The organism is Ignatzschineria ureiclastica, from assembly GCF_003121845.1.
GTDB classification, from domain to species: Bacteria; Pseudomonadota; Gammaproteobacteria; order Cardiobacteriales; family Wohlfahrtiimonadaceae; genus Ignatzschineria; species Ignatzschineria ureiclastica.
The window spans coordinates 148,328-168,571 of the sequence record NZ_QEWQ01000003.1; the positions used below are offsets into that span (position 1 = coordinate 148,328).

The following is a 20,244-nucleotide window of genomic DNA, read 5'->3' on the forward strand; positions in this document are numbered from 1 at the left end:
TATCTAACCTATTCTTCCGACTGCTTTATCTCCGCAGTTTCAAATTGTTTACGCATCTTCTCAATGATCTTTTGCTCCACGAGCTTCACCGAAATCTCTATTGCATTTTGAAAAGAGACTCGGTCAGCATTGCCATGGGATTTTACCACAATACCACGTAATCCTAATAAACTCGCACCATTATGTTTGCGAGGATCGAGCTTTACTTTCAAATCATTGATTACAGGAAGCGATACCACTGCCGCACATTTTGTAAAAAGATTACGCTTAAATGAACTTGAGAGTTGGCTCACGATCATTTTAATCGTTCCTTCTAAAGTCTTAAGCGCAATATTACCGGTAAAACCATCTGAGACAATCACATCTACATCATCAAAGAAAATGCCATCTGGCTCTGTAAAACCAATATAATTAAGCCCTGAATTTTCCATAAGAGGTACCGTACCGCGAACTAACTCATTTCCTTTCATCGCTTCTGTACCGATATTCATGAGTGATACTTTAGGCTCAGGATCACCGCTTACTGCTGAAGAGAGTAGCGCCCCCATCTTTGCAAATTGATAAAGGTGCTCCGGTGTCACATCCACATTTGCCCCTAAATCTAACAGATGAACAAATCCCCGCTCTCTTAAAGAAGGAATTGAAGTACAGATTGCCGGACGCATAATGCCAGGTAACGTTTTCAGCACAAATTTAGCAGTTGCTAATAAGGCACCCGTATTTCCGGCTGACATAGCCGCATCCGCTCGACCATCTTTAACACAATCAATCGCAACCCGCATAGATGAATCTTTTTTATTACGTAATGCACTTTGCGGTGCATCATCCATCTCCACCACTTCTGTTGCGGGGATTAAGGTAATTCTTCCTGATTTAAAAAGAGATTCTTTCTCTAACAATGGTAACAGCTCTTCACTTTTACCAATCGCTAACACAGAAAGGTTATCATGTACATTAAGGGCACTCACAACGGCCGGCAAAAATTCTTGAGCGCCATTATCACCGCTCATCATATCGACAGCGAGTTTAATTTGCACCTGATGATTCTTAATCACTTTGCAATTCCTACTTCATTTTCCTATTTAATAATAAAAAACCTACGCTATCTTCGATTTAAGATATATGCGTAGGTCTTTCGATAAATGTCTATCGATCCTAAATCAACAAGGATTACTCTTGATCGATAACTTGTTCATTTTTAGTGATCACTTTACGACCACGGTAGTAACCATCTGCAGTTACGTGGTGACGTAAATGAGTTTCACCAGAAGTTTTATCAATGCTCACAGGACGAGCAGTTAAGAAATCATGCGCACGACGCATGCCTCTTTTTGAACGGGTTACTTTCGATTTTTGTACAGCCATGTTAACAACTCCTAAAATACAAATTCTGTTAAGTGGTAGAAACAACAGTGAATTTCATTTAATCCATTGTTGCAATTACTTTTGGTCTAATAGATCTGTCAGGATAGCAAAAGGATTTTTCTTATCCTCTTCTTCCGGATGTTCCTGATTCTTTAGAAAATCCCGACCTGCGCAAGGTTCATCATCTTCGTGATAAGGAATAATCGGCAATGCCATTAATAACTCATCTTCTACATGATAAAGAAAGCCGATAGGATCAGCCTCTTCAACGATAATCACATCGGCATCATCACCTACAAGCTCTGCTTCATATTCACTTTTTACAGGAATCCAACGGAATTGAACTTCCACTTCAAGTGGGAAAGGTTCAAGACAACGCTGACACTCCACGTCAACATTTACAGATGCTGTACCGATAATACTCTGATGTTGATTTTCATCGAGACCTGCTCTAAATGACAACACAATATCACCATTGACCTTTGCAACTGCTGCCTCTAATCGAGGAAAGAACTTACTCGGTAAATGGTCATTTTCGACCACATAACCATGTTCAATGGCTTGCCATATGGATAATGTAGAGTAATTCAAAGAACACCATCAATTCTAAATAAAGAGGGATATATTAATCTATTGCATATTTTTTTGCAATAAATCCGTTCGCTAACGGACAAAATCACCACTTTTGCCACCCTGTTTACGAAGTAAGGCAATCGATGAAATCTCCATCCGTTTATCAATAGCCTTTAACATATCATAAACTGTCAATAAGGCAACCGATGTTGCAGTTAAAGCTTCCATTTCAACTCCAGTTACACCATTTGTCGAGACCTCAACCTCAGCAATCACCTTACGTTCAGCCTCTATTAAGGCAAACTCTACATTCACCTTTGTAAGTGGAAGAGGGTGACAAAGAGGAATGAGATCCGACGTTTTTTTAGCACCTTGGATCGCAGCAATACGGGCAATACCGAGTACATTACCTTTAGAAACTTTCTCTTCAACTAATGCAGTAAATGCTTCCTCATTCATCGTAATTGAACCGGTTGCAAGGGCCACTCGTTTCGTAACAGCTTTATCGCTAACATCGACCATATGGGCTTCACCAGCCGCATTCAAATGTGTTAATTGTGATTTCCCCATTCTATTCCCCTCTTTTTTATGACATTTCTCTTCTATGACGTTTCTCATCACTTTTCTATTATAGCCTATGCCACTTGGAAAATCCTCATAACTCCATCTGCTGTCGATCCATTACAACACTGCTATCGGTATCTCTACTGCGTAATCTTCTAGATCACACTCCGCATCCATTTCACTTTCGTGAATTAAAGCTAAATTCGCCATTCCACTCCTCTTTCTCGCTAAAGTCCGATCTCCCGATAAGAGATAATGCCAGCTCGGAAGCGCTTTCTCTTCATAACGTAGCCGATAAGCACAACTTTGAGGCAACCACGCTAATTGTGGAATATCCACTAATTGTAGTGAGATACATTCTGGTACATATTGATGACGAATGGGATACTCCCGGCAGCCTCCTTGACAGGTATCAAGCAGATTACAAGCTACTCGAGTATAGAGAATATCGCCGGTATCTTCATCTTCTAGCTTATTCAAGCAACAGAGCCCACAGCCATCGCAGAGCGCTTCCCATTCTTGAGTCGATAGTGACTCGAGCGGCGCTTCCCAAAATTTTTCTCTCATGATTCTATGTCTATCCTTTTGCCTATGCGTAAGAATCTCTCTAAATTCTGGTTATTATAAGCGACCAACGATCATTACGAGCAATAAAATAGTCTATTTCAATAAAAGAGCTAAAAAGAGATGAAAACATATCAACGATATCTCTCGATACTCTATTTGTTGGATAGAGATATCCTCAAATAATATCTAACTTGAGGATATCTAACTTGGGCGCTTCTCTGAATGAGTCATTTCATCTGCAGTAAAGACATCTTGAGGGATCTCTTCTACTGTTTGCACTACAGTTGCATTGGCAATCTGATGAACTGTCTCCTCTTTCACTTTTTTGAGTGTCAGGATTGATTCTACTTTATTATTTTTGACCGGCACATTAACATCAACAGACTCACTCTTCATCGACTTCACAAACCACTCTTGTCGATCCATATCTTTAGCCTCTAAACAGAGCGTGACCTCTAATTGACTCGCCTTCTCTACCCCATCATCATCTTGAATAATTTTCTCTGGGAACTGCAAATAGTAAGCAATTTGGCTTCCCACTAGAACAATCAACCAAGAGAGATACATCCACATAATAAAGAGTACAACACTGGCAAAACCTGAATAGATTTGTGATTGTTTACCGGACATCACTACAAAATAGGTAAAGAGTTTTCCGATAAAATACCAAGCATTTGAAGCAATTAATGCCCCGATAAGCGCAGGGATAAGATCAACCTTACGATAAGTAATGAAGATATAACCCAGCCAAATCACAAAGGTCACAACGCCAATTGTAAAGGCTTGGCCCAATAGAAAGTTAATCAATGGATTAGAGACAAAGCCACTCACTCGCAATACAATAGAGCTTGAAAGGAATGAGAAAGCAAGAAAAGCGAAGATCGGCCCAATTAAAATCACAACCACATAATTGAGGATTCGCTCCCGCAAAGAGCGCCCTTTTGCTACGCGCCAAATGCGATTAAATGCGGATTCAATTGTCGTCATTAGGTTAATTGCAGTATAGAGTAATACCACAAATCCCGCTCCCCCAAGAATCACGCCTCGCGTATTCTCTACAAAGCCAACTAAGAGATTGACAAAATCAGTTGCATTTTGCTCCCCTAAAAAGGCTAGCCCTTTAAGCATTAAGGGCTCAAGCTCATTATGCACACCAAATCCAGCTAAAATCGAAAAGGTAATCGCTAATAGCGGCACGATTGAGAGCATTGTCGTATAGGTCAATGCTTGCGCTCGCTCTTTAAAGTTTGCTTGCTCATATTGAACCGCAAGGCGATAGATAATTTGAATAATGCGCCGAAAAAGAAAACAGGGTCCCTCTTTTGACCAAAGCCAAGCTTCTAATTTTTCGATAATTGCTTTCATAAATGGATGTTGTTCGTTAAAGCGTTTGGAATCTAAAGTAAAATTCTACGCGAGTTCATCGAATGCATCTTTGATTAAAGCGATACGGCGACTTAAGGCATCTGAAGCATATTGCGTGCTTAATTCAAAATATCCCCAGACAGGATTTGGCCAAGCAAGATCCGCCTCATAACGCGCAATCACATGCAGATGTAATTGGCGAACAATATTTCCAAGTGCGCCAATATTCAGTTTATCGGCATTAAATGCACTCTGCATCACTTTTGAAGCCATCCGTAGCTCTTTCAGAAGTTGCTCCTGATCTTCAATTGAGAGATCAATAATTTCTGCCACATTGTCCCGCTTTGGAATCAAAATAATCCAAGGAAAGCGTGCTTCATTTTGAATACGCACTTCACATAAAGGTAGATCTGTGACAAAACGGCTATTTTTTGCTAACTCTTCATTTAACTGCATTACACTTTTCCTTTAGTTGTTATCATTGATTGTTATATTTGTTTATTATCTTTAGTCGTTATCTTTGGTGATCTTAGTTATCATTGTTATAAATAACAGAGAAGCTAATATCCCTTATTTAAACCTATTTTTCTACTATTAAAAACACCAATGTACAATCAATAGTACTTCATATCACCCGTCCAGAGTGCCCAATAACAAGGTTAATGATCGCGAATCTATCACAACCATAGTCAATCTATAGCCGTTATCTATTTTTTATTATGATTAATAATTTAAGTAAAATCAAACAAGAATCAAATAGATATAGGATATTATGTGAGATAGATCACATATAAAAAAATCTCTTTTGAAGTTTTTCAAAAGAGATTCTTCTCTGAAGTGGGTATTCATATCATCTTCAGATACTCTTCAAATGATCTACAAATTATCCCTAAGCATTTTAGTCATCTGAATAGCGCCTACACTATTTAGATGCTATTTGGATACGATCTAAGTACTATTTAAGTATAAAGTACTACTCTTGAAACTGATCGACCGTTTTACTTAATGCCATTAACTGCTCACGAAACTTAAAATCTGCAAGTGCTAATCCTTTCTCTGTACGAATTAATTCACTCGCAATAATAAGACCGGCCATGACAGCCGCTTTCTCAAGAGAGAGGCGACCTTTCTCTCGTAATTTACTGATCTCTGCATCTAATCTTGCTGCAGATTCTTTTAAGACGTCTACCTCAGAAGCCGGACTACTAATTGGATACTCTTCATTGGCAATTCGAATAGGTACTACAACTGTTTCGCTCATTTTCTCTCTCCTACATATTTTGTTGCATCGATTCAACACGAGAAATCAATTTATTGAGTTTCTCAGATAAGAGCGCATTATCGGCGATAAGTCGACTATTCTCTTGCTCTACAGTCTGTTTATAAGCGGCCATATCTGCCTGCAATGCCACATTACGATCTTTCTCTTCTTGTAATGCTACTTTCAACTCATTTTTTTTAGTCCCGAGCGCGAGGATCTTTTTTTCAAGCATATCAAATGCCGCTTTTACTGTCTCTGACACGATCTAATTCCCTCTTTTATGGTTTAACAAAACTTGGAATATCTCCATAATACCCCATTGCCATTCTTGCAAGGCGTTTTTTCACAAAAGGAAGCTTATCCGCTGCCGATAATCCGAGATTTCGAACACCTTTTACGAGCCCAGATTTACTGGTAGAGCTACGTTTAAAGAGATCCATAGAGCCCATAATCAATAAGTTATGGGCTTTTCGGCGTTTCTCATAACGTTTTAAAATGGTCATATCGCCTAGCGAAATCCCTGCTTTTTTAGCATTGATTAACTCCTCAACCAAAGTGGCCGAATCAAGATAGCCAATATTGACCCCTAATCCTGCTAGCGGATGAATCGAATGTGCCGCATCTCCCGCAAGGGCAAAATTTGCTCGCACATAATGTTGCGCATGATTTAAACGAAGTGGAAAAGCCCCTAATTCACCTGCAACTTCAATTTTACCAAATTTCCCTTCAAAACCATTCGTTAACCGTTCAGAAAATGCTTCTGGCGATAAAGCTAATAACTCATCTGCCTCTTCGAAAGTGGTATGCCAGGCGAGTGAACAACGGCCATCACTGAGCGGTAGAAGTGCTAACGGTCCATTTTCTAAAAATCGTTGCCAACAGCTATTTTCATGACTCTTTTCAGGACGAACTTGACCTACAATAGTTTTCTGCCCATAGCTCCAACCTGTTGTCGGAATATTCGCCCAATCTCGCACTAATGAACGTCCACCATCTGCGCCAACGACTAATTCCGTTTCATAAGTATCACCATTACTCAGTGTTACTTCTACGAGATCTCCTTTACGCACAAAGGATTCTAATTTTGTACTATCCAAAATCGTCAAATTTCCCAATTTTTGTGCACGATCAAGTAGCACACCTTGCGTTGCTTCATTATCAATGATCCAACCTAAAGCATCAGAGCCGGTGCCTTGTGCATCAAAGGTCAATTCTCCTCGGCCACCTTCATCCCACACATGCATATGTAAGAACGGTGTCACGCGACCTGTATGTTGCAATCCATCCCAAGCATCCACATATTGCAACCATTTCTTACTTGACGGTGTAAAAGCCGACACGCGCAGACCGTAATCCTCTGTAGGATAGAGCTTCGCAAGAGGATGAAATTCAATCACTAAAACCTTCATTCCGGCTTTTGCCAAACCAATTGCAATACTTGACCCTACTAATCCTGCGCCATTAATAATGACATCAAATCGGTTACTCATCATCAACACCTCGACTCTTTTATTTATGAATGCTTATTCATCAAGCACAATCACTCTTATCTATTTTTGAAGCCAGAATTTTGAATTCTCCATTCTAAGCGCATCATTCTGAAATCGTTATTTTAAAAAAATTACGCTAAACCCTAATACACCACTGATTTTTCCCTGATATTCTCTAATACCCCATGCCAAAACGGGCAATCCGTTTCTTTAGAGGGGGTAAATGGCTGACTAAGCGCAATGCCACATTACGAATATGTGGCGCAATCGGAATATCGATCCCAAAGCCTCGTACCAGGAAATCAGTCGCACCGACGACTTTCACTACATCTTTCCGGCGATCTTTTTGATAAGGTTTAAGCGTCTCTAAAGTTGGAATATTGCCTCCTGCAAAATAAGGCAGTAATAATTCACAATCTCGAAAACCTAAATTAAGACCCTGTCCAGCAATAGGATGCAGCGAATGTGCACTGTTGCCAATCAGTGTTAAACAGGGTTTGCAGACAGTTTTAGGGATCATAAGAGATAGCTCCCATACATGTCGATCTGTCACCGCTTCTACATCGCCTAATTCATAACCGATACGATAGATAATCTCATCGGCAAATCGTTCATTAGAGGCTGTTTCCCACATCTCTTTATCCGCACGATCTGCAATTAAGACTACTGCCATTTCATGACTACCAATAGGCAATAAAGCTAATGGCCCATCACTCGTAAAGCGCTCATATGCCATATTATGATGCGGTTTACTAAAACGTGCGCGCGCAATAACCGCCACTTGATCATAATCAGTATGGTAAGACTCAATACCAGAGAGCATCCGTAAGTGAGAATGCATGCCTTCTGCTGCAATAATCCAATCAAAAATATCGGTCTCTTTTTCGCTCGGCGATTGCAAAACTGATTCTGCTTTATCGCCTATTACTTGATAATCGGTAAGACGCGTTTCATCTAAGTAAACGATGTTATCACAGGCTTCAATTGCTTCATGCATTCCTAATACTAGGCGCCCAAGCGGAATCAGTGCACCAAAATCCTCTAAATGATGATCAGAGGCGTAAAGCTCTACTTTTGTAGCATAGCCTTTTTCAGAAACATGCACACTCTCAATGGGAGTTGCATAAGGTTTAAGCGCCTGCCATAGATCAATGGACTCAAGAAATTTCACAGAGCGATGAGAGAGCGCAATCATTCTCGTATCTTGCTCTAAAAGAGCAGCTGTGGGCTTTTTATGTTGATCCACGACGACAATTGATAATGCACTCTTTTGCAACCCTAATGCAAAAGAGAGACCTATCGGTCCAGCCCCTGAAATTAAAATACGCTTCTCTAACCCTTCCATCTTCCAATTTCTCACTCTATTTAGATCTATCATATATCGCTCTATTGTAACGATCTTCCTCCATCGGATATTGACACATCACAATTAAAGCCCATATTTATCTTTTTGATTTCTATTCGCTATGCCTAGTAGAAATCTCTCACTCCATAACAATAGAAGCGTGATAATCCCTATAAGAATCATACGCTTCCATTCATCCTAGCAATGTCATTACCTCAGTGTCATTACCTATTTACCCTAGTCACATTGCATTCTGATCCATCAGCCTGAATAGATCAACCTACTCTGTCGGTAAACTTAAAATCTCATAGCCTGTTTCAGTCACTAAGACCGCATGTTCCCACTGTGCTGTGAGTGAGCGATCTCTCGTAACCGCTGTCCAACCATCATTGAGCACTTTAACGCCCGGTTTGCCCACATTAATCATCGGTTCAATGGTAAAGATCATACCCGGCGCCATAATATCGCGCACCATCGGCGAATCATAGTGCAATACTTGAGGCGCTTCATGTAGACTTAACCCCACGCCATGACCACAGAAATCTTGAACCACGGAATAATTATGCGCATGTGCATGCTTCTCAATCACCCGTCCAATTTCACGGAAAGGCACGCCCGGTTTTACCACTTCAATACCAAGCATCATACATTCATAAGTTACATCCACAAGACGCTGCGCTAAAATAGAAACCTCTCCCACGCAGAACATTTGACTACTATCTCCAAAATAACCATCTTTAGAAAGACAGATATCAATATTGACAATATCGCCCTCCTTCAGCGCGCGATCACCCGGGATCCCATGACATACCACATGATTAATTGAGATACACGTTGCACCTGGGAATGGCGGATGGCCATAATTAAGACTTCCCGAGACTAAACCCTCTTCTAACATCCAGCTGTGAATGAGTTCATCGAGTGATTTAGTGGTAACGCCGGGTTTTACATAAGGCTTAATTCGCTTTAAAAGATTCGCAACCGCTTGATTGGCCTTACGAATACCTTCAATTTGCTGTGCATCTTTAATAAAAATTTGTGACATATCGTTCCTTTCTTTTCTCCTAATAAATAGGTTTACTATTAATCCCTATCGTTGCTATCAGTTTGCCATTATAAACAGGTCTATGAGCATATTGTTATGTGCGTGGTAGAGTAACACCTGTTTGACCTTGGTATTTGCCCCCTCGGTCTTTATATGAAACTTCACATTCACGATCAGATTCTAAAAAGAGCATCTGCGCAACACCTTCGCCGGCATAGATCTTCGCCGGAAGTGGCGTTGTGTTAGAGAACTCAAGCGTAACGTGCCCTTCCCATTCAGGCTCTAATGGTGTGACATTCACGATAATACCGCAACGTGCATAGGTAGACTTCCCTAGACAAATGGTCAACACAGAACGAGGAATACGGAAATACTCAACAGTACGGGCCAGTGCAAATGAATTGGGGGGAATAATACAGACATCTGAAACCACATCAACAAAGCTATTTTCATCGAAATTTTTAGGATCGACAATGCTTGAATTAATATTGGTAAAGATCTTAAACTCATTGCTACAGCGCACATCATAACCATAACTTGATGTGCCGTAGCTAATAATCCGACCCTTCTCATTTTTCCGAATTTGTCCGGGCTCAAAAGGCTCGATCATGCCATATTTCTCTGCCTGTTCCCGAATCCAATGATCTGCTTTTATTGACATTCTCTATCCTTTTATTCTGTACGTGTCTATTCTATGCACTTTTCTTCAATCTTATTTCATCTTGATAACCACTGCCCTATTCTACAATCGCGCAGTGGATACAGATTCTATTTCAGCTCTTTACCTTGCGATTGCTGTACAACGACCTTCGGGAAACCCGCCATTCGATCCCGCTCTCTTAAAGATAAAATGGCACTCATCTTAATCGCCATCTCACGATAACGATCTGCTAATGGGCCGCCGGCGGTCACTGTCGGTGCGCCACGATCTGCTTCTTGACGAATTGAGATATCAAGTGGCATCTGTCCAAGCAATGCAACATTCGCCTCTTTTGCTAAATGATCACCCCCTAGAGTACCAAAGATCGCCTCTTCGTGACCACATTGGCTACAGATATGAAAACTCATATTCTCAATAATACCCAGAATCGGCACGCCCACTTTCTCAAACATATTGATCCCTTTACGGGCATCTAATAACGCAATATCTTGAGGCGTTGTGATAATCACACTGCCGGCAACCGGAATCTGCTGTGCCAATGTTAATTGAATATCACCGGTTCCCGGTGGCATATCGATAATGAGATAATCGAGCTCCTTCCACGCAGTCTCTTTAAGCATCTGTGTTAAAGCAGATACCGCCATCGGCGCACGCCAAATAGCAGCATCGGCTTGTGCAATCAAATAACCAATCGAGTTACTCTGTAAACCTTGCGCCATAATAGGTTCCATCGATTTACCATCGAGAGATACCGGTTTTTCGTGAGTATTGAGCATTGTTGGCAGACTAGGACCATAGATATCCGCATCTAAAATCCCCACACTTGCGCCCTCTTGCTGTAACGCGAGCGCTAAATTAACGGCAGTCGTAGATTTACCCACACCGCCCTTACCTGAAGCCACCGCAATAATATTCTTCACATTGGCCATTGCGTGCAATTGTCCTTGCACCTTATGCGCGACTACTTTGCTCTCAACGGTTACTGTTGCGCTGTAACCTGTCTCTTGACTTATTAAAGTACTTAATCTGGTTTGGATCATTTCGCTATGGGCTTTGGCATAAAACCCTAAGACGATCTGCACGCTAATCTTCTTTTGCGCATCATCGATTTCAATTGCTTTCACACAACCCGCTGAGCGTAAATCCATTCCCAAATAGCGATCAACTTCTTGACCAATAATCCCTGCAACAACATCCTTTGTAATTTTCATCTCTACCTCTAGCACTACTCTATTTTTGATTCTCTATTCTATCACTCATTCAGGGATAAATTCATTTTCATCTATGCTTCATTCGCACTAGTACCATTTACCCCTGATTTATTCATTCTCAATCTGACAATGTCGAATCACTATTGTGAATCACTCTTGGTAATCACGATTACCAATCCTCTGCGACTTTTACCATCAACTGCTGACCTAAGTCTGTGCGCGCTTCACTAGTCACCGTCAACTCCTCACCTACCCGAGCTAGTTTTAACACGATATCCGCTTCCGGCAGAACACCCGCCCCTTTCTCCGGCCATTCAATGAGCCAAATACCACTCTCTTCTAATAATCCTAAATCAAAGAGCTCCACCGGCGAGGCAAGGCGATAGAGATCGGCGTGAAGCACCGTCAGCGCCGGCAATTCATAAGGTTCGATTAATGTATAGGTTGGGCTTTTAATCGCCCCCTTAACACCTAACGCTTGAATAAAGTGGCGGGAAAAGGCGGTTTTACCTGCCCCTAACTGCCCCTCTAAATAGATTTTACAATCGGTAATCGCTAAATTTTGTAACCATTTAGCCAATGTTTTTGCCCATAAATCAGTCTCTTTTTCTGAAGAGAAGACCCATTGCATTGCTGTCTTTTGTGAGATTTCATCCATTTTTTCTATCATTTTTCTGCCATCCTATCCGTCTTATTACATTCCCCGTAATACTAACCTTGTTACGCTCATATCATTATTGCCCTAACTTTATCGGCGCTTGATCTGTCGGTAATTTTTTAGATAACAACCATAAACGAATATTGAGGAAGATCGCAGCAAAGGTTAAACCGGCAATTAAACCCATCCAAACGCCGGGCGCTTCTAGCTGTTTCACCACTCCAAGATAGTAGCAGAGCGGGAAAGCAATTAACCAATAGGAAGCGATCCCTAAGAACATCGGCACTTTGGTATCTTTCATTCCTCGCAACACACCATTGGCAGAGATCTGCATTCCATCAGGCAATTGGAAGAAGATAGAGTAGATAATTAAGCCCGCGCTCATCTCAATAATCGCCGGATTGCTATTAAAGAGTTGTGGGATATGGTAACGGGCGCCATAAAGAATCAAGCTTGTCACTAACATCAATGCGATCACCACTGTGCGCCCCATTCGGCTCACCCGTAATACACTCTCATAATCCATTCGTCCCATTCGTTGACCGATCATCGAGGTAATCGCCATTGCAGTACTGAGTGGAATCATAAAGGTCATTGAGGTAATCGCCAAAGAGATCTGATGACTTGCCACCACTACCGTCCCAAATTGTCCCAAAATTAAGCCAGCTGCCGAGAAAATCGCCACTTCTGCAAAGAACGTTGCTCCACTCGGTAACCCTACGTGCACCATCTCTTTTAATCTCGCATCCGGCTTTTCTAACTTACGCACTAAACGCAGGCTTCGTAATCGGGGATCGATAAAGGTAAAACCCACTAATAAAAAGAGCATCACCCAGAAAGTTAAGGCAGTGCCTAACCCCGAGCCGACAATTCCATAGCTTGGTAATCCAATCGGCGCATAACCATTAACAAGGATATAGTTTAAAATTCCATTCACTACAAATCCGACACCACACACAATCGTAATCGGCACCGGGCGCGCAACCCCCTCACAAACGGCACGCAAACTATTAAAGACAAAAATCGCCGGCACCCCCACACTCAAAGCGCGTAGATATGAGACCGAGTCCGGAATGAGTTCCGCTTCCACCTGTAGCCACTGTAGTAGTGTTCCCGAGAAAAAATTCATTACCAGTAGCACAACCACCATAAGAATGACCGAAATCAAGAGCCCGTTATGCCAAATCTTCGCCACATCCTCGCTCTTGCCTTTACCAAATTCATGGGCACTAAAGATCGCCACACTCATCAACACACCGGTACTAAAAAGTAGTAATGGATTCCAAATCATCACCCCTAATCCCACAGAAGCCTGTGTATGATCGGCATAATGGCCGGTAATCGCAATGTCGGTTACGCCCATTCCCACCAAAAACCATTGGGTAATAAGAATCGGTAATGTGAGGGCAAATAACATCTGCAACTCATCTTTTTGAAAATGAAAATAGCGACTCACGCCCACAATAAAACTCCTTGATTGATTCTTTCTTAATTGGCTCTATATTCTGTATCTAACACTTCATTCACCCTATTATCCGCATCGCGCATTACAACCGTAAGACAATGATGAGACAATTGTTAAGACAACAATTGAATAAAGCGAGAATTAATAGAGAATTGATAAAAGGGCTCTATTTTACCTTAGTTTAGGGAATACTCTGAAAAAATATCATCAAGTGTCATTGCCCAAGAGTATTCCCCGATACAATTTGGGGCGATGTTCCTTTCTTATGATCCTTGTCGCAATCCTTGAAAGACAATCTCTGCCAGCTTTTTACTAATGCCGGGCACTTTCTCAATGTCACTCACCGCGGCTTTTTTCAGTGATTCCAAGCCACCAAAATGCGTTAAGAGTGCGGTTCTTCTTGCTTCTCCAATGCCGGGAATATCCTCTAACAGTGAGCGCCGGCGCGCTTTATCTCGGCGAGCTCTATGCCCTTCAATGGCAAAGCGATGTGTTTCATCTCGAATCTGCGTGAGAAGATGAAATGCCGGAGATTGTGGACTCAACGGTAAGCGTGTTTTATCCCGAAGCCAGATCATATCTTGGCCTCGAACTTTACCCTCTCCTTCAGAGATCGCAAGTAGAAAAATTGACGTAATATTGAGCGCATCGAGCACCTCAATCGCCACTTGTAATTGCCCTTTGCCACCATCAATAAGCAAAATATCCGGATAATCTGCCGGGTCTTTGCCCTTTAAGCGCCGCGTTAAGGCTTGTCGCATCGCTTCATAATCATCGCCCGGGGTAATGCCCTCAATATTAAAGCGCCGGTAATGCTGCTTCGCAAAGCCCTCTGTGGTAAAGACAACATCCGCCGCAACGGTTCGCTCCCCAAAGCTATGCGAGTTATCAAAGCACTCTATTCGGCGAATCGCTCGATTAAATCCTAACACTTCGCCTAGTGCAAAGAGACGATCTTCCACTTGAGATCGGCTCGCTAATTTCACTTTAAGGGAATGCTCAGCATTATTCTCCACCATCTCAAGCCATTGGCGCTTACGTCCCCGCAAATGACGGCTATATTGCAGCTGTACTGCATAAGGACTAATCTCGGCAAGCCCTGCGACGAGCCAACCCTCTTCCTCTTTCGGTAAGGCTTTATTGAGAATAATCGTTCGAGGGGGAAGACGGTGTTCGCCATAATATTGGCTGACAAAAGCCTCCATCACCTCTTCTGCCGGCGTACCGCTTGGCACTTTAGGAAAGTAAGCCCGAGTACCGAGCACTCGGCCATCACGGATTGTCATCACTTCAATATTGACCAATTCAGCCGCTTCAGCATAAGCAATAATATCTAAGGAATCGTGACTCTCCTCCATTAGATTTCGCCCTTGAATCTCCCGAATATATTGAATCTGATCCCGAACAATAGCCGCCTCTTCAAAAGCCTTCGATTGACTCAACTGCGTCATCTTCTCAATAAGGTGATCTACCAATTTTTGCGATTCACCGGTTAAAAAGAGCACTGCTTCATCCACACTCTCTTGGTAATCTTGCTGAGAAATCTTCTCGACACAAGGGCCACTACAGCGCTGAATCTGATATTGCAAACAAGGGCGCGTGCGATTGGCAAAAAAACTATCCTCACATTCCCGCACCCGAAAAACTTTCTTCATCAAATTGAGCGTCTCTTTCACCGCTAATGAAGAGGGATATGGCCCAAACATTCGCCCCCGTTTTTTACGGGCTCCCCGATAGAAGCTAAAACGAGGGAAAGGATGATCTGAGAGATAGATATAAGGATAACTCTTATCATCAATTAAACGCACATTATAACGGGGGCGATGCGCTTTAATCAGATTACTCTCAAGCACTAACGCATCTTTTTCAGTGGCTGTCAGTGTCGTTTCAATAGAATCAATGTTGGCCACTAGCGCTTGTGTCTTGGGGGGAAGATTTTTAGTCTTAAAGTAGCTAGTCAGGCGGTTTTTAAGATTCTTTGCTTTTCCAACATAGATGATATCGCCCGCACTATCGCGCATCACGTAAATGCCGGAAGTCGTGGGTGCATTTTTTAAAAAGTGGTCTGCATCAAATGCCATAGTTTTCTCATTCAGTGACGATCAATTACTTATGAATGTAAAAAATATTCAACAACTATAAATATTTATTTATCACAAATATACGCTTGTTATTCAAATAATTAACTTTTTTAATAGCTTTTTACAGAAGAAAATATCACACAGTTAGCCTATAGAAAGCTACTATCTAAATCTCGTTCAATGATATATTATCAACCTCGTGCAACTAAAGGACAGATCAAACAAGAGGCCCAACCTATGTCACATAGAAACTCACTACAAGATGTATTACAAAATATTGACCCCGTACTCTCAAGTGAAACATACGTCTATGTCGGTCTTGCTGATCATTCTCTTCTTAAGGTATTAGGATTCGATCCTCTCGCCTTTTATAAAGAGGCTGAGGGAATTACGCTCATTCTACGCAAAGAAGAAGCAGATAACAATTTCCTAAAATATGAGGGCGAATATTGCAAAATCACCCTCAATGTTCCTTTTAAACCGATCAGTACAGGCCTAACTGCCATTATCTCAAGTGCGCTGGCTAAAGCCGGTATTGGTATTAAACCCGTTCATACCATCTATAATAGCTATGTGCTGATCAATAAGCCTGATGCCCATATCGCCCTTGAGATTATCACAGCACTTCAACGAAAGATTCAAGGTATTAACGCTCATTAAATCGGTTGGCTGTTAAGCTCGTGGTTCTATTCAATCCATTCTCTGTTTAGTCAATTCACTGTTCAATTAGAGCAGTGTTCAATCAGAGCGGTGTAGCTTAGCGTATTTCTACCGGCATTATTGTAATCATTGTGATTATCGCAGAGTATTCATTTGTGCTAATTGATAGAGCTTCGCAATATTTCTCGCTGTGCGCACCAAATTCTGCTTACTCTCCAATAGCGCTTTTTCGAGCGCTTCTGGTCTTTGGGTAATCGTGAAAATAGCATCAATGCCATAAGGATATACCGCGTCCGCATCCGATCCTAATGCACCGGCAATCCCAATCACCGGTTTATGATACCGTTTCGCTAATTGCGCAACTCCCATCGGCGTTTTGCCAAAAGCCGTCTGCCCATCAATCTTTCCCTCTCCTGTAATGACTAGATCGGCTTCTAATAGATATTTTTCAAGCTCAACAATCTCCATCACAAGATCAATGCCGGGAAGCAGTTCTCCCTCTAAATAAGCCAGCGCTGCAAATCCTAATCCGCCAGCAGCGCCTGCACCTAATCGATCGGCATAATCCATTCCTATCGTTGAAGCGGTCACTTTCGCAAAGTGAGTTAAAGCTTCATCTAAAGCAGTGACCATTTCCGGTGTTGCCCCTTTTTGTGGGCCAAAAATAGCCGAAGCACCTCGCGCACCGGTTAAAGGATTATCCACATCGCAAGCAATCAAGAAATGCGTATCCTCAATACGAGCATCAAAAGCAGCAAGATCAATCTTTGCCACCGATTTTAAAGCGATACCACCGCCTTCTACTTCTTTACCTGCTTGATCCAGGAACCGAGCATCTAAAGCCCGTAGCATTCCACTGCCGGCATCATTGGTAGCGCTTCCCCCAATCGCGAGCATAATACTCTTCGCACCACGATTAAGGGCATCTTTGATTAATTCCCCAGTACCATAAGTGGTCGTGATTCTAGGATCTCGCTCATCGGTCGTGAGTAAAGCTAATCCACTTGCCGTAGCCATCTCAATAATCGCAAGTCCCTCCGGTGTTAAACCATAATGTGCCGTAATAATGCGCCCTAAAGGATCTTCTACTTCACAAGCGATTAATGTGCCTTGCTTCGCATCAATGAGCGCTTGCAAGGTTCCCTCCCCGCCATCTGCCACTGGAATTTTAATATAGCTTGCTTCCGGGAAAATCTCGCTAAATCCCTGTTCAATTGCATTAGCGACTTCAATCGCCGTTAAACTCTCTTTAAATGAATCAGGGGCAATAACAATTTTCATACGATTCCTCTCTATTTCTCATCTCAATAGCTGATCTTTGCGGCTATTTGAGTTTTTCATTCTCTGTCCATCCGTTATTGATTCGCTTCTAATAATCTTTAGATACGTTTATCTTGCAGTCAGTAATGCAGCGATTAAAAGAGGGCAAAGACCCCAAAAATCAAGGTTGAAAAGGCGGCTAAGGTAAACCCAACTAACGATTCATAAGGAATTAATTTTAAGCGCTCTTTCATCTCCATATTGGTAGCACCGCCGGTTGCGTGGAAATAGCTGCCGTGTGGCATATGATCTAGCATCGTCGCTCCGGCTTGAATCATCGCTGCCGAGCCTAATGCCGAAACACCTAAGCCCAATAATGTCTGCCCAAAGGAAGCAGAAGCAACCGCCGCGCCGGCTGTGGTTGAGGCAGTGGCTAATCCCATAAAAGCACCGGACATAGGTGCTAACATATAATCGGGTAGGTTAATCGCGTGAATAATGCTTGCCATCGCTGTTTTTAACTCTGAAGAACCGACAATCCCGGCGAGCGTCCCCGTTCCTAATAACATAATCGCAATGCCAGACATTCGACTTAATCCTGAGATCACGTAACGATTGAGCTCTTTCGCTTTCCCCATCGCAATCGCCCCCACTAATCCGCCAATCGGTAATGCAATCATCGGGTCAACACTAATCTTCGCTAAAGGGCGCAATGTCAAAAGACCAATAGCCACTAAAGGGCCTAAAATAGCGCAGAAAAAATTGGGTAAGCGACTATTATCGATCGTGGTTAAATCCTGCGTTTGAATTGCACTTCCTTTTTTAACCAACTTTTTAGCAATAAAAACAGTCACAAGGATCCCAAATAACGCCGGAATCACACCTGCGGCCATTACACTTGTCAATTCCAAATTAAAAAAGTCTGCCACCGCGATACTATTGGGATTCGGCGACATAATATTCCCCGCCTTACCGCCACCACTCATTGCCAGTAAAATGGCCATTTTGGATAAATTAGCCTTGTGTCCAATTGCTAACGCGATAGGGGCTACCGTAATAATCGCCACGTCAATAAAAACCCCAGACATTGTTAAAATAGCCGTCGCTAGAATGAGCGCTAATAACGCCCGAGATTCCCCCACTTTATGAATAATCGTTTCAGCAATAATAAGAGCTGCGCCCGATTCAATCAGGACACCGGCTAATACGCCCGCCGCAATAATCCTCAACACTGCCGGCATAATGCCCTGAGCCCCTTGCATCATAATATCCACCGTAGAGACCAAGGCTTGATCTAATGAATATTGTGTAATTAATCCAATAAATCCTCCGACAAAAGCACCTATCAACATCCCATATACCGGCGGGACCTTTTTTAAAATTAAGATAATTGCCAAAATCAGCGCAATGAGTGCGCCCATCAGTGTTACTGTCATAGCCAAGCCCTCTTTTCAATGCCCAATATATTCCACCTTGATTCATCGGCTTCCAATCAGCCCCCGTATCAATTAAGGTTTAACATAGCACACTCAATCTTAAACAGCGCCTTTCCCAATTTATTATTTGATTAATAACAAAATATTTCTCCAAAATTTTTTATAGTTAAATCGGTTTTAAACCGTGGTATACTTCGATTAAGAATATTTAAATAATATGAGGAATTTATGGCATACGAAATTTCATTTAGAAAACGTATATTAGAAGCTCTTGATGAGGGTAAAAGTATGGCTGAAGTCTCTCGTTTATTTAATGTATCTCCAACAAGCATTAAAAAATGGCGACAAAAACTTGCTGAGGGTTCTTTAGAAGATCCCGTTCGGCAACGTAATTTTAAAAAGATCGATCCAGTAAAACTCAAAGCTTATATGGAAGAACACCCTGATGCTTATCTCTATGAAATTGCCGAGGTTTTCCAATGCGCAACATCCTCTATTCACGAAATGCTTGTTAAGCTTGGTTTGAGACGTAAAAAGAAAAGCACAACCTATCGTGAACAAGATCAAAAAAAGTAGACCAATTTTTAAAAGAGTTAGAGGAAATATCAAAAGATAAGATTATTTATCTTGATGAGACTGGGTTTGACCAATATCTTTATCGGACACATGGCCGAGCCCCAAAAGGTGTTAAAATCGAAGGTCTTATAAGCGGTAAACGATTCCGCAGGACAAGTCTTGTAGCGGGTCTTGTTAATCGAAAAACATTAATAGCTCCCTTTCAATATGAGGGAACAATGGATAGTGATTTTTTTGAGTATTGGTTTGCAAATCAGTTACTGCCAGAACTTCCTAAAAATAGCGTTATCGTCATGGATAACGCTAGATTTCACCGTAAATCTCAATTAAAAGTGATCTTTGGTGTACCAATTATTTAGAGGTGTCCTTACAAAACTCAAAGTATCTGTTTACTGCTGACTTCAAATCCGCCATACGGAATCGGATGTTGGCATTCTCCTTAAAATGAAATTCCGCAGGGGCTTCCTTTTTTGCTCGTTCATCTGCAATAGAATACTGCATCTTGTTAATTAGACGGTTTCCTTTGTCATAAGAGAATTCTTCATCCAAGTCAATTTGTAATGCCTGTTCGACTGTTTTGCATCGACTCATGCAGTCACTTATTGGCTTTTTCTTAATGCGTGTAGACAGCCATTCTTTGAATTCATCCTTTCTCATTTTG

The 20,244-nt window shown here is 41.8% G+C and carries 23 protein-coding genes; 3 read left to right on the forward strand and 20 right to left on the reverse strand.

Features of this window, described 5'->3' with window-relative positions; all coding sequences use genetic code 11:
* Positions 1 to 8: 8 nt before the first annotated feature.
* The 17 genes from plsX to uvrC form a co-directional block, all read right to left on the reverse strand.
* Positions 9 to 1,055, reverse strand: a complete 1,047-nt coding sequence (plsX, locus tag DC083_RS04590) for a phosphate acyltransferase PlsX (RefSeq protein WP_275667282.1) — start codon at positions 1,053 to 1,055, stop codon at positions 9 to 11.
* 115 nt (positions 1,056 to 1,170) lie between these two features.
* Positions 1,171 to 1,365 carry a 50S ribosomal protein L32 gene (gene rpmF / locus DC083_RS04595; protein ID WP_026878149.1) on the reverse strand — a complete coding sequence of 65 codons (195 nt, stop codon included), beginning with the start codon at positions 1,363 to 1,365 and terminating at the stop codon, positions 1,171 to 1,173.
* A gap of 75 nt (positions 1,366 to 1,440) precedes the next feature.
* Positions 1,441 to 1,956, reverse strand: a complete 516-nt coding sequence (locus DC083_RS04600) for a YceD family protein (protein WP_109189074.1) — start codon at positions 1,954 to 1,956, stop codon at positions 1,441 to 1,443.
* A gap of 72 nt (positions 1,957 to 2,028) precedes the next feature.
* Positions 2,029 to 2,508: a cyclic pyranopterin monophosphate synthase MoaC gene (gene moaC, locus DC083_RS04605; protein ID WP_109189075.1), complete on the reverse strand. Its 480-nt coding sequence runs from the start codon at positions 2,506 to 2,508 to the stop codon at positions 2,029 to 2,031.
* A 111-nt stretch (positions 2,509 to 2,619) separates the two neighbouring features.
* Positions 2,620 to 3,069 (reverse strand): YcgN family cysteine cluster protein, encoded by a 450-nt coding sequence (locus DC083_RS04610; RefSeq protein WP_109189076.1) that lies wholly within the window; start codon positions 3,067 to 3,069, stop codon positions 2,620 to 2,622.
* Between the two features lie 201 nt (positions 3,070 to 3,270).
* Positions 3,271 to 4,434 (reverse strand): YihY/virulence factor BrkB family protein, encoded by a 1,164-nt coding sequence (locus tag DC083_RS04615; protein WP_109189077.1) that lies wholly within the window; start codon positions 4,432 to 4,434, stop codon positions 3,271 to 3,273.
* A gap of 45 nt (positions 4,435 to 4,479) precedes the next feature.
* Complete coding sequence (locus DC083_RS04620) at positions 4,480 to 4,890, reverse strand: HIT domain-containing protein (protein WP_026878152.1); 411 nt, start codon at positions 4,888 to 4,890, stop codon at positions 4,480 to 4,482.
* A 517-nt stretch (positions 4,891 to 5,407) separates the two neighbouring features.
* Positions 5,408 to 5,695 carry a cell division protein ZapA gene (locus DC083_RS04625; protein ID WP_109189078.1) on the reverse strand — a complete coding sequence of 96 codons (288 nt, stop codon included), beginning with the start codon at positions 5,693 to 5,695 and terminating at the stop codon, positions 5,408 to 5,410.
* 10 nt (positions 5,696 to 5,705) lie between these two features.
* Positions 5,706 to 5,957: a hypothetical protein gene (locus tag DC083_RS04630; RefSeq protein ID WP_109189079.1), complete on the reverse strand. Its 252-nt coding sequence runs from the start codon at positions 5,955 to 5,957 to the stop codon at positions 5,706 to 5,708.
* A 16-nt stretch (positions 5,958 to 5,973) separates the two neighbouring features.
* The gene (locus DC083_RS04635; RefSeq protein ID WP_109189281.1) at positions 5,974 to 7,185 is read right to left on the reverse strand and encodes a UbiH/UbiF/VisC/COQ6 family ubiquinone biosynthesis hydroxylase; all 1,212 of its coding nucleotides are present in this window, start codon (positions 7,183 to 7,185) and stop codon (positions 5,974 to 5,976) included.
* A gap of 175 nt (positions 7,186 to 7,360) precedes the next feature.
* Positions 7,361 to 8,563, reverse strand: a complete 1,203-nt coding sequence (locus tag DC083_RS04640; RefSeq protein WP_109189080.1) for an FAD-dependent monooxygenase — start codon at positions 8,561 to 8,563, stop codon at positions 7,361 to 7,363.
* A gap of 247 nt (positions 8,564 to 8,810) precedes the next feature.
* Positions 8,811 to 9,599: a type I methionyl aminopeptidase gene (gene map, locus DC083_RS04645; protein ID WP_268248491.1), complete on the reverse strand. Its 789-nt coding sequence runs from the start codon at positions 9,597 to 9,599 to the stop codon at positions 8,811 to 8,813.
* Positions 9,600 to 9,669: 70 nt separating this feature from the next.
* Positions 9,670 to 10,236: a dCTP deaminase gene (dcd, locus tag DC083_RS04650; protein WP_109189082.1), complete on the reverse strand. Its 567-nt coding sequence runs from the start codon at positions 10,234 to 10,236 to the stop codon at positions 9,670 to 9,672.
* 107 nt (positions 10,237 to 10,343) lie between these two features.
* Entirely contained in the window at positions 10,344 to 11,447 is a 1,104-nt protein-coding gene (apbC, locus tag DC083_RS04655) for an iron-sulfur cluster carrier protein ApbC (RefSeq protein WP_109189083.1), read from the reverse strand.
* A 169-nt stretch (positions 11,448 to 11,616) separates the two neighbouring features.
* Positions 11,617 to 12,117, reverse strand: coding sequence for a tRNA (adenosine(37)-N6)-threonylcarbamoyltransferase complex ATPase subunit type 1 TsaE (gene tsaE, locus DC083_RS04660; protein WP_229822461.1), 501 nt, complete (start codon positions 12,115 to 12,117; stop codon positions 11,617 to 11,619).
* 64 nt (positions 12,118 to 12,181) lie between these two features.
* Positions 12,182 to 13,561, reverse strand: a complete 1,380-nt coding sequence (locus DC083_RS04665; RefSeq protein WP_229822463.1) for an MATE family efflux transporter — start codon at positions 13,559 to 13,561, stop codon at positions 12,182 to 12,184.
* A gap of 272 nt (positions 13,562 to 13,833) precedes the next feature.
* Positions 13,834 to 15,651: an excinuclease ABC subunit UvrC gene (gene uvrC, locus DC083_RS04670; protein WP_109189084.1), complete on the reverse strand. Its 1,818-nt coding sequence runs from the start codon at positions 15,649 to 15,651 to the stop codon at positions 13,834 to 13,836.
* A 237-nt stretch (positions 15,652 to 15,888) separates the two neighbouring features.
* Between uvrC and DC083_RS04675 the strand changes: the two genes are divergently transcribed.
* On the forward strand, positions 15,889 to 16,311 hold the full coding sequence (locus tag DC083_RS04675; RefSeq protein ID WP_157954893.1) for an ACT domain-containing protein: 423 nt from the start codon (positions 15,889 to 15,891) through the stop codon (positions 16,309 to 16,311).
* Between the two features lie 135 nt (positions 16,312 to 16,446).
* Here DC083_RS04675 and DC083_RS04680 read toward each other — a convergent pair whose 3' ends face one another.
* Positions 16,447 to 17,592, reverse strand: coding sequence for a glycerate kinase (locus DC083_RS04680; RefSeq protein ID WP_109189086.1), 1,146 nt, complete (start codon positions 17,590 to 17,592; stop codon positions 16,447 to 16,449).
* 134 nt (positions 17,593 to 17,726) lie between these two features.
* Positions 17,727 to 19,007 carry a GntP family permease gene (locus tag DC083_RS04685; RefSeq protein WP_109189087.1) on the reverse strand — a complete coding sequence of 427 codons (1,281 nt, stop codon included), beginning with the start codon at positions 19,005 to 19,007 and terminating at the stop codon, positions 17,727 to 17,729.
* A 228-nt stretch (positions 19,008 to 19,235) separates the two neighbouring features.
* On the opposite strand from DC083_RS04685, the gene DC083_RS04690 reads away from it, so the two are divergent.
* Together DC083_RS04690 and DC083_RS10365 are read left to right on the forward strand one after the other, a co-directional pair.
* The gene (locus DC083_RS04690; protein ID WP_109189088.1) at positions 19,236 to 19,583 is read left to right on the forward strand and encodes an IS630 transposase-related protein; all 348 of its coding nucleotides are present in this window, start codon (positions 19,236 to 19,238) and stop codon (positions 19,581 to 19,583) included.
* Between the two features lie 44 nt (positions 19,584 to 19,627).
* A complete protein-coding gene (locus DC083_RS10365; protein WP_373296747.1) occupies positions 19,628 to 19,942 on the forward strand; it encodes a transposase in 315 nt (104 codons plus the stop codon).
* Here the strand turns inward: DC083_RS10365 and DC083_RS04700 are convergent.
* The gene (locus DC083_RS04700; protein ID WP_109189090.1) at positions 19,935 to 20,240 is read right to left on the reverse strand and encodes a hypothetical protein; all 306 of its coding nucleotides are present in this window, start codon (positions 20,238 to 20,240) and stop codon (positions 19,935 to 19,937) included. The two genes, DC083_RS10365 and DC083_RS04700, sit on opposite strands and share 8 nt — an antisense overlap.
* Between the last annotated feature and the right edge of the window lie 4 nt (positions 20,241 to 20,244).

Bases quoted from the DNA above. Each gene is read 5' to 3' on its own strand.
- DC083_RS04675 (WP_157954893.1), top strand. From the start codon at position 15,889: ATGTCACATAGAAACTCACTACAAGATGTATTACAAAATATTGACCCC.
- DC083_RS04625 (WP_109189078.1), bottom strand. From the start codon at position 5,695: ATGAGCGAAACAGTTGTAGTACCTATTCGAATTGCCAATGAAGAGTAT.
- dcd (WP_109189082.1), bottom strand. From the start codon at position 10,236: ATGTCAATAAAAGCAGATCATTGGATTCGGGAACAGGCAGAGAAATAT.
- uvrC (WP_109189084.1), bottom strand. From the start codon at position 15,651: ATGGCATTTGATGCAGACCACTTTTTAAAAAATGCACCCACGACTTCC.
- DC083_RS04620 (WP_026878152.1), bottom strand. From the start codon at position 4,890: ATGCAGTTAAATGAAGAGTTAGCAAAAAATAGCCGTTTTGTCACAGAT.
- DC083_RS04700 (WP_109189090.1), bottom strand. From the start codon at position 20,240: ATGAGAAAGGATGAATTCAAAGAATGGCTGTCTACACGCATTAAGAAA.
- rpmF (WP_026878149.1), bottom strand. From the start codon at position 1,365: ATGGCTGTACAAAAATCGAAAGTAACCCGTTCAAAAAGAGGCATGCGT.
- DC083_RS04680 (WP_109189086.1), bottom strand. From the start codon at position 17,592: ATGAAAATTGTTATTGCCCCTGATTCATTTAAAGAGAGTTTAACGGCG.
- DC083_RS04635 (WP_109189281.1), bottom strand. From the start codon at position 7,185: ATGAGTAACCGATTTGATGTCATTATTAATGGCGCAGGATTAGTAGGG.
- DC083_RS04640 (WP_109189080.1), bottom strand. From the start codon at position 8,563: ATGATAGATCTAAATAGAGTGAGAAATTGGAAGATGGAAGGGTTAGAG.
- DC083_RS04610 (WP_109189076.1), bottom strand. From the start codon at position 3,069: ATGAGAGAAAAATTTTGGGAAGCGCCGCTCGAGTCACTATCGACTCAA.
- tsaE (WP_229822461.1), bottom strand. From the start codon at position 12,117: ATGATAGAAAAAATGGATGAAATCTCACAAAAGACAGCAATGCAATGG.
- DC083_RS04685 (WP_109189087.1), bottom strand. From the start codon at position 19,007: ATGACAGTAACACTGATGGGCGCACTCATTGCGCTGATTTTGGCAATT.
- apbC (WP_109189083.1), bottom strand. From the start codon at position 11,447: ATGAAAATTACAAAGGATGTTGTTGCAGGGATTATTGGTCAAGAAGTT.
- DC083_RS04690 (WP_109189088.1), top strand. From the start codon at position 19,236: ATGGCATACGAAATTTCATTTAGAAAACGTATATTAGAAGCTCTTGAT.
- moaC (WP_109189075.1), bottom strand. From the start codon at position 2,508: ATGGGGAAATCACAATTAACACATTTGAATGCGGCTGGTGAAGCCCAT.
- DC083_RS04615 (WP_109189077.1), bottom strand. From the start codon at position 4,434: ATGAAAGCAATTATCGAAAAATTAGAAGCTTGGCTTTGGTCAAAAGAG.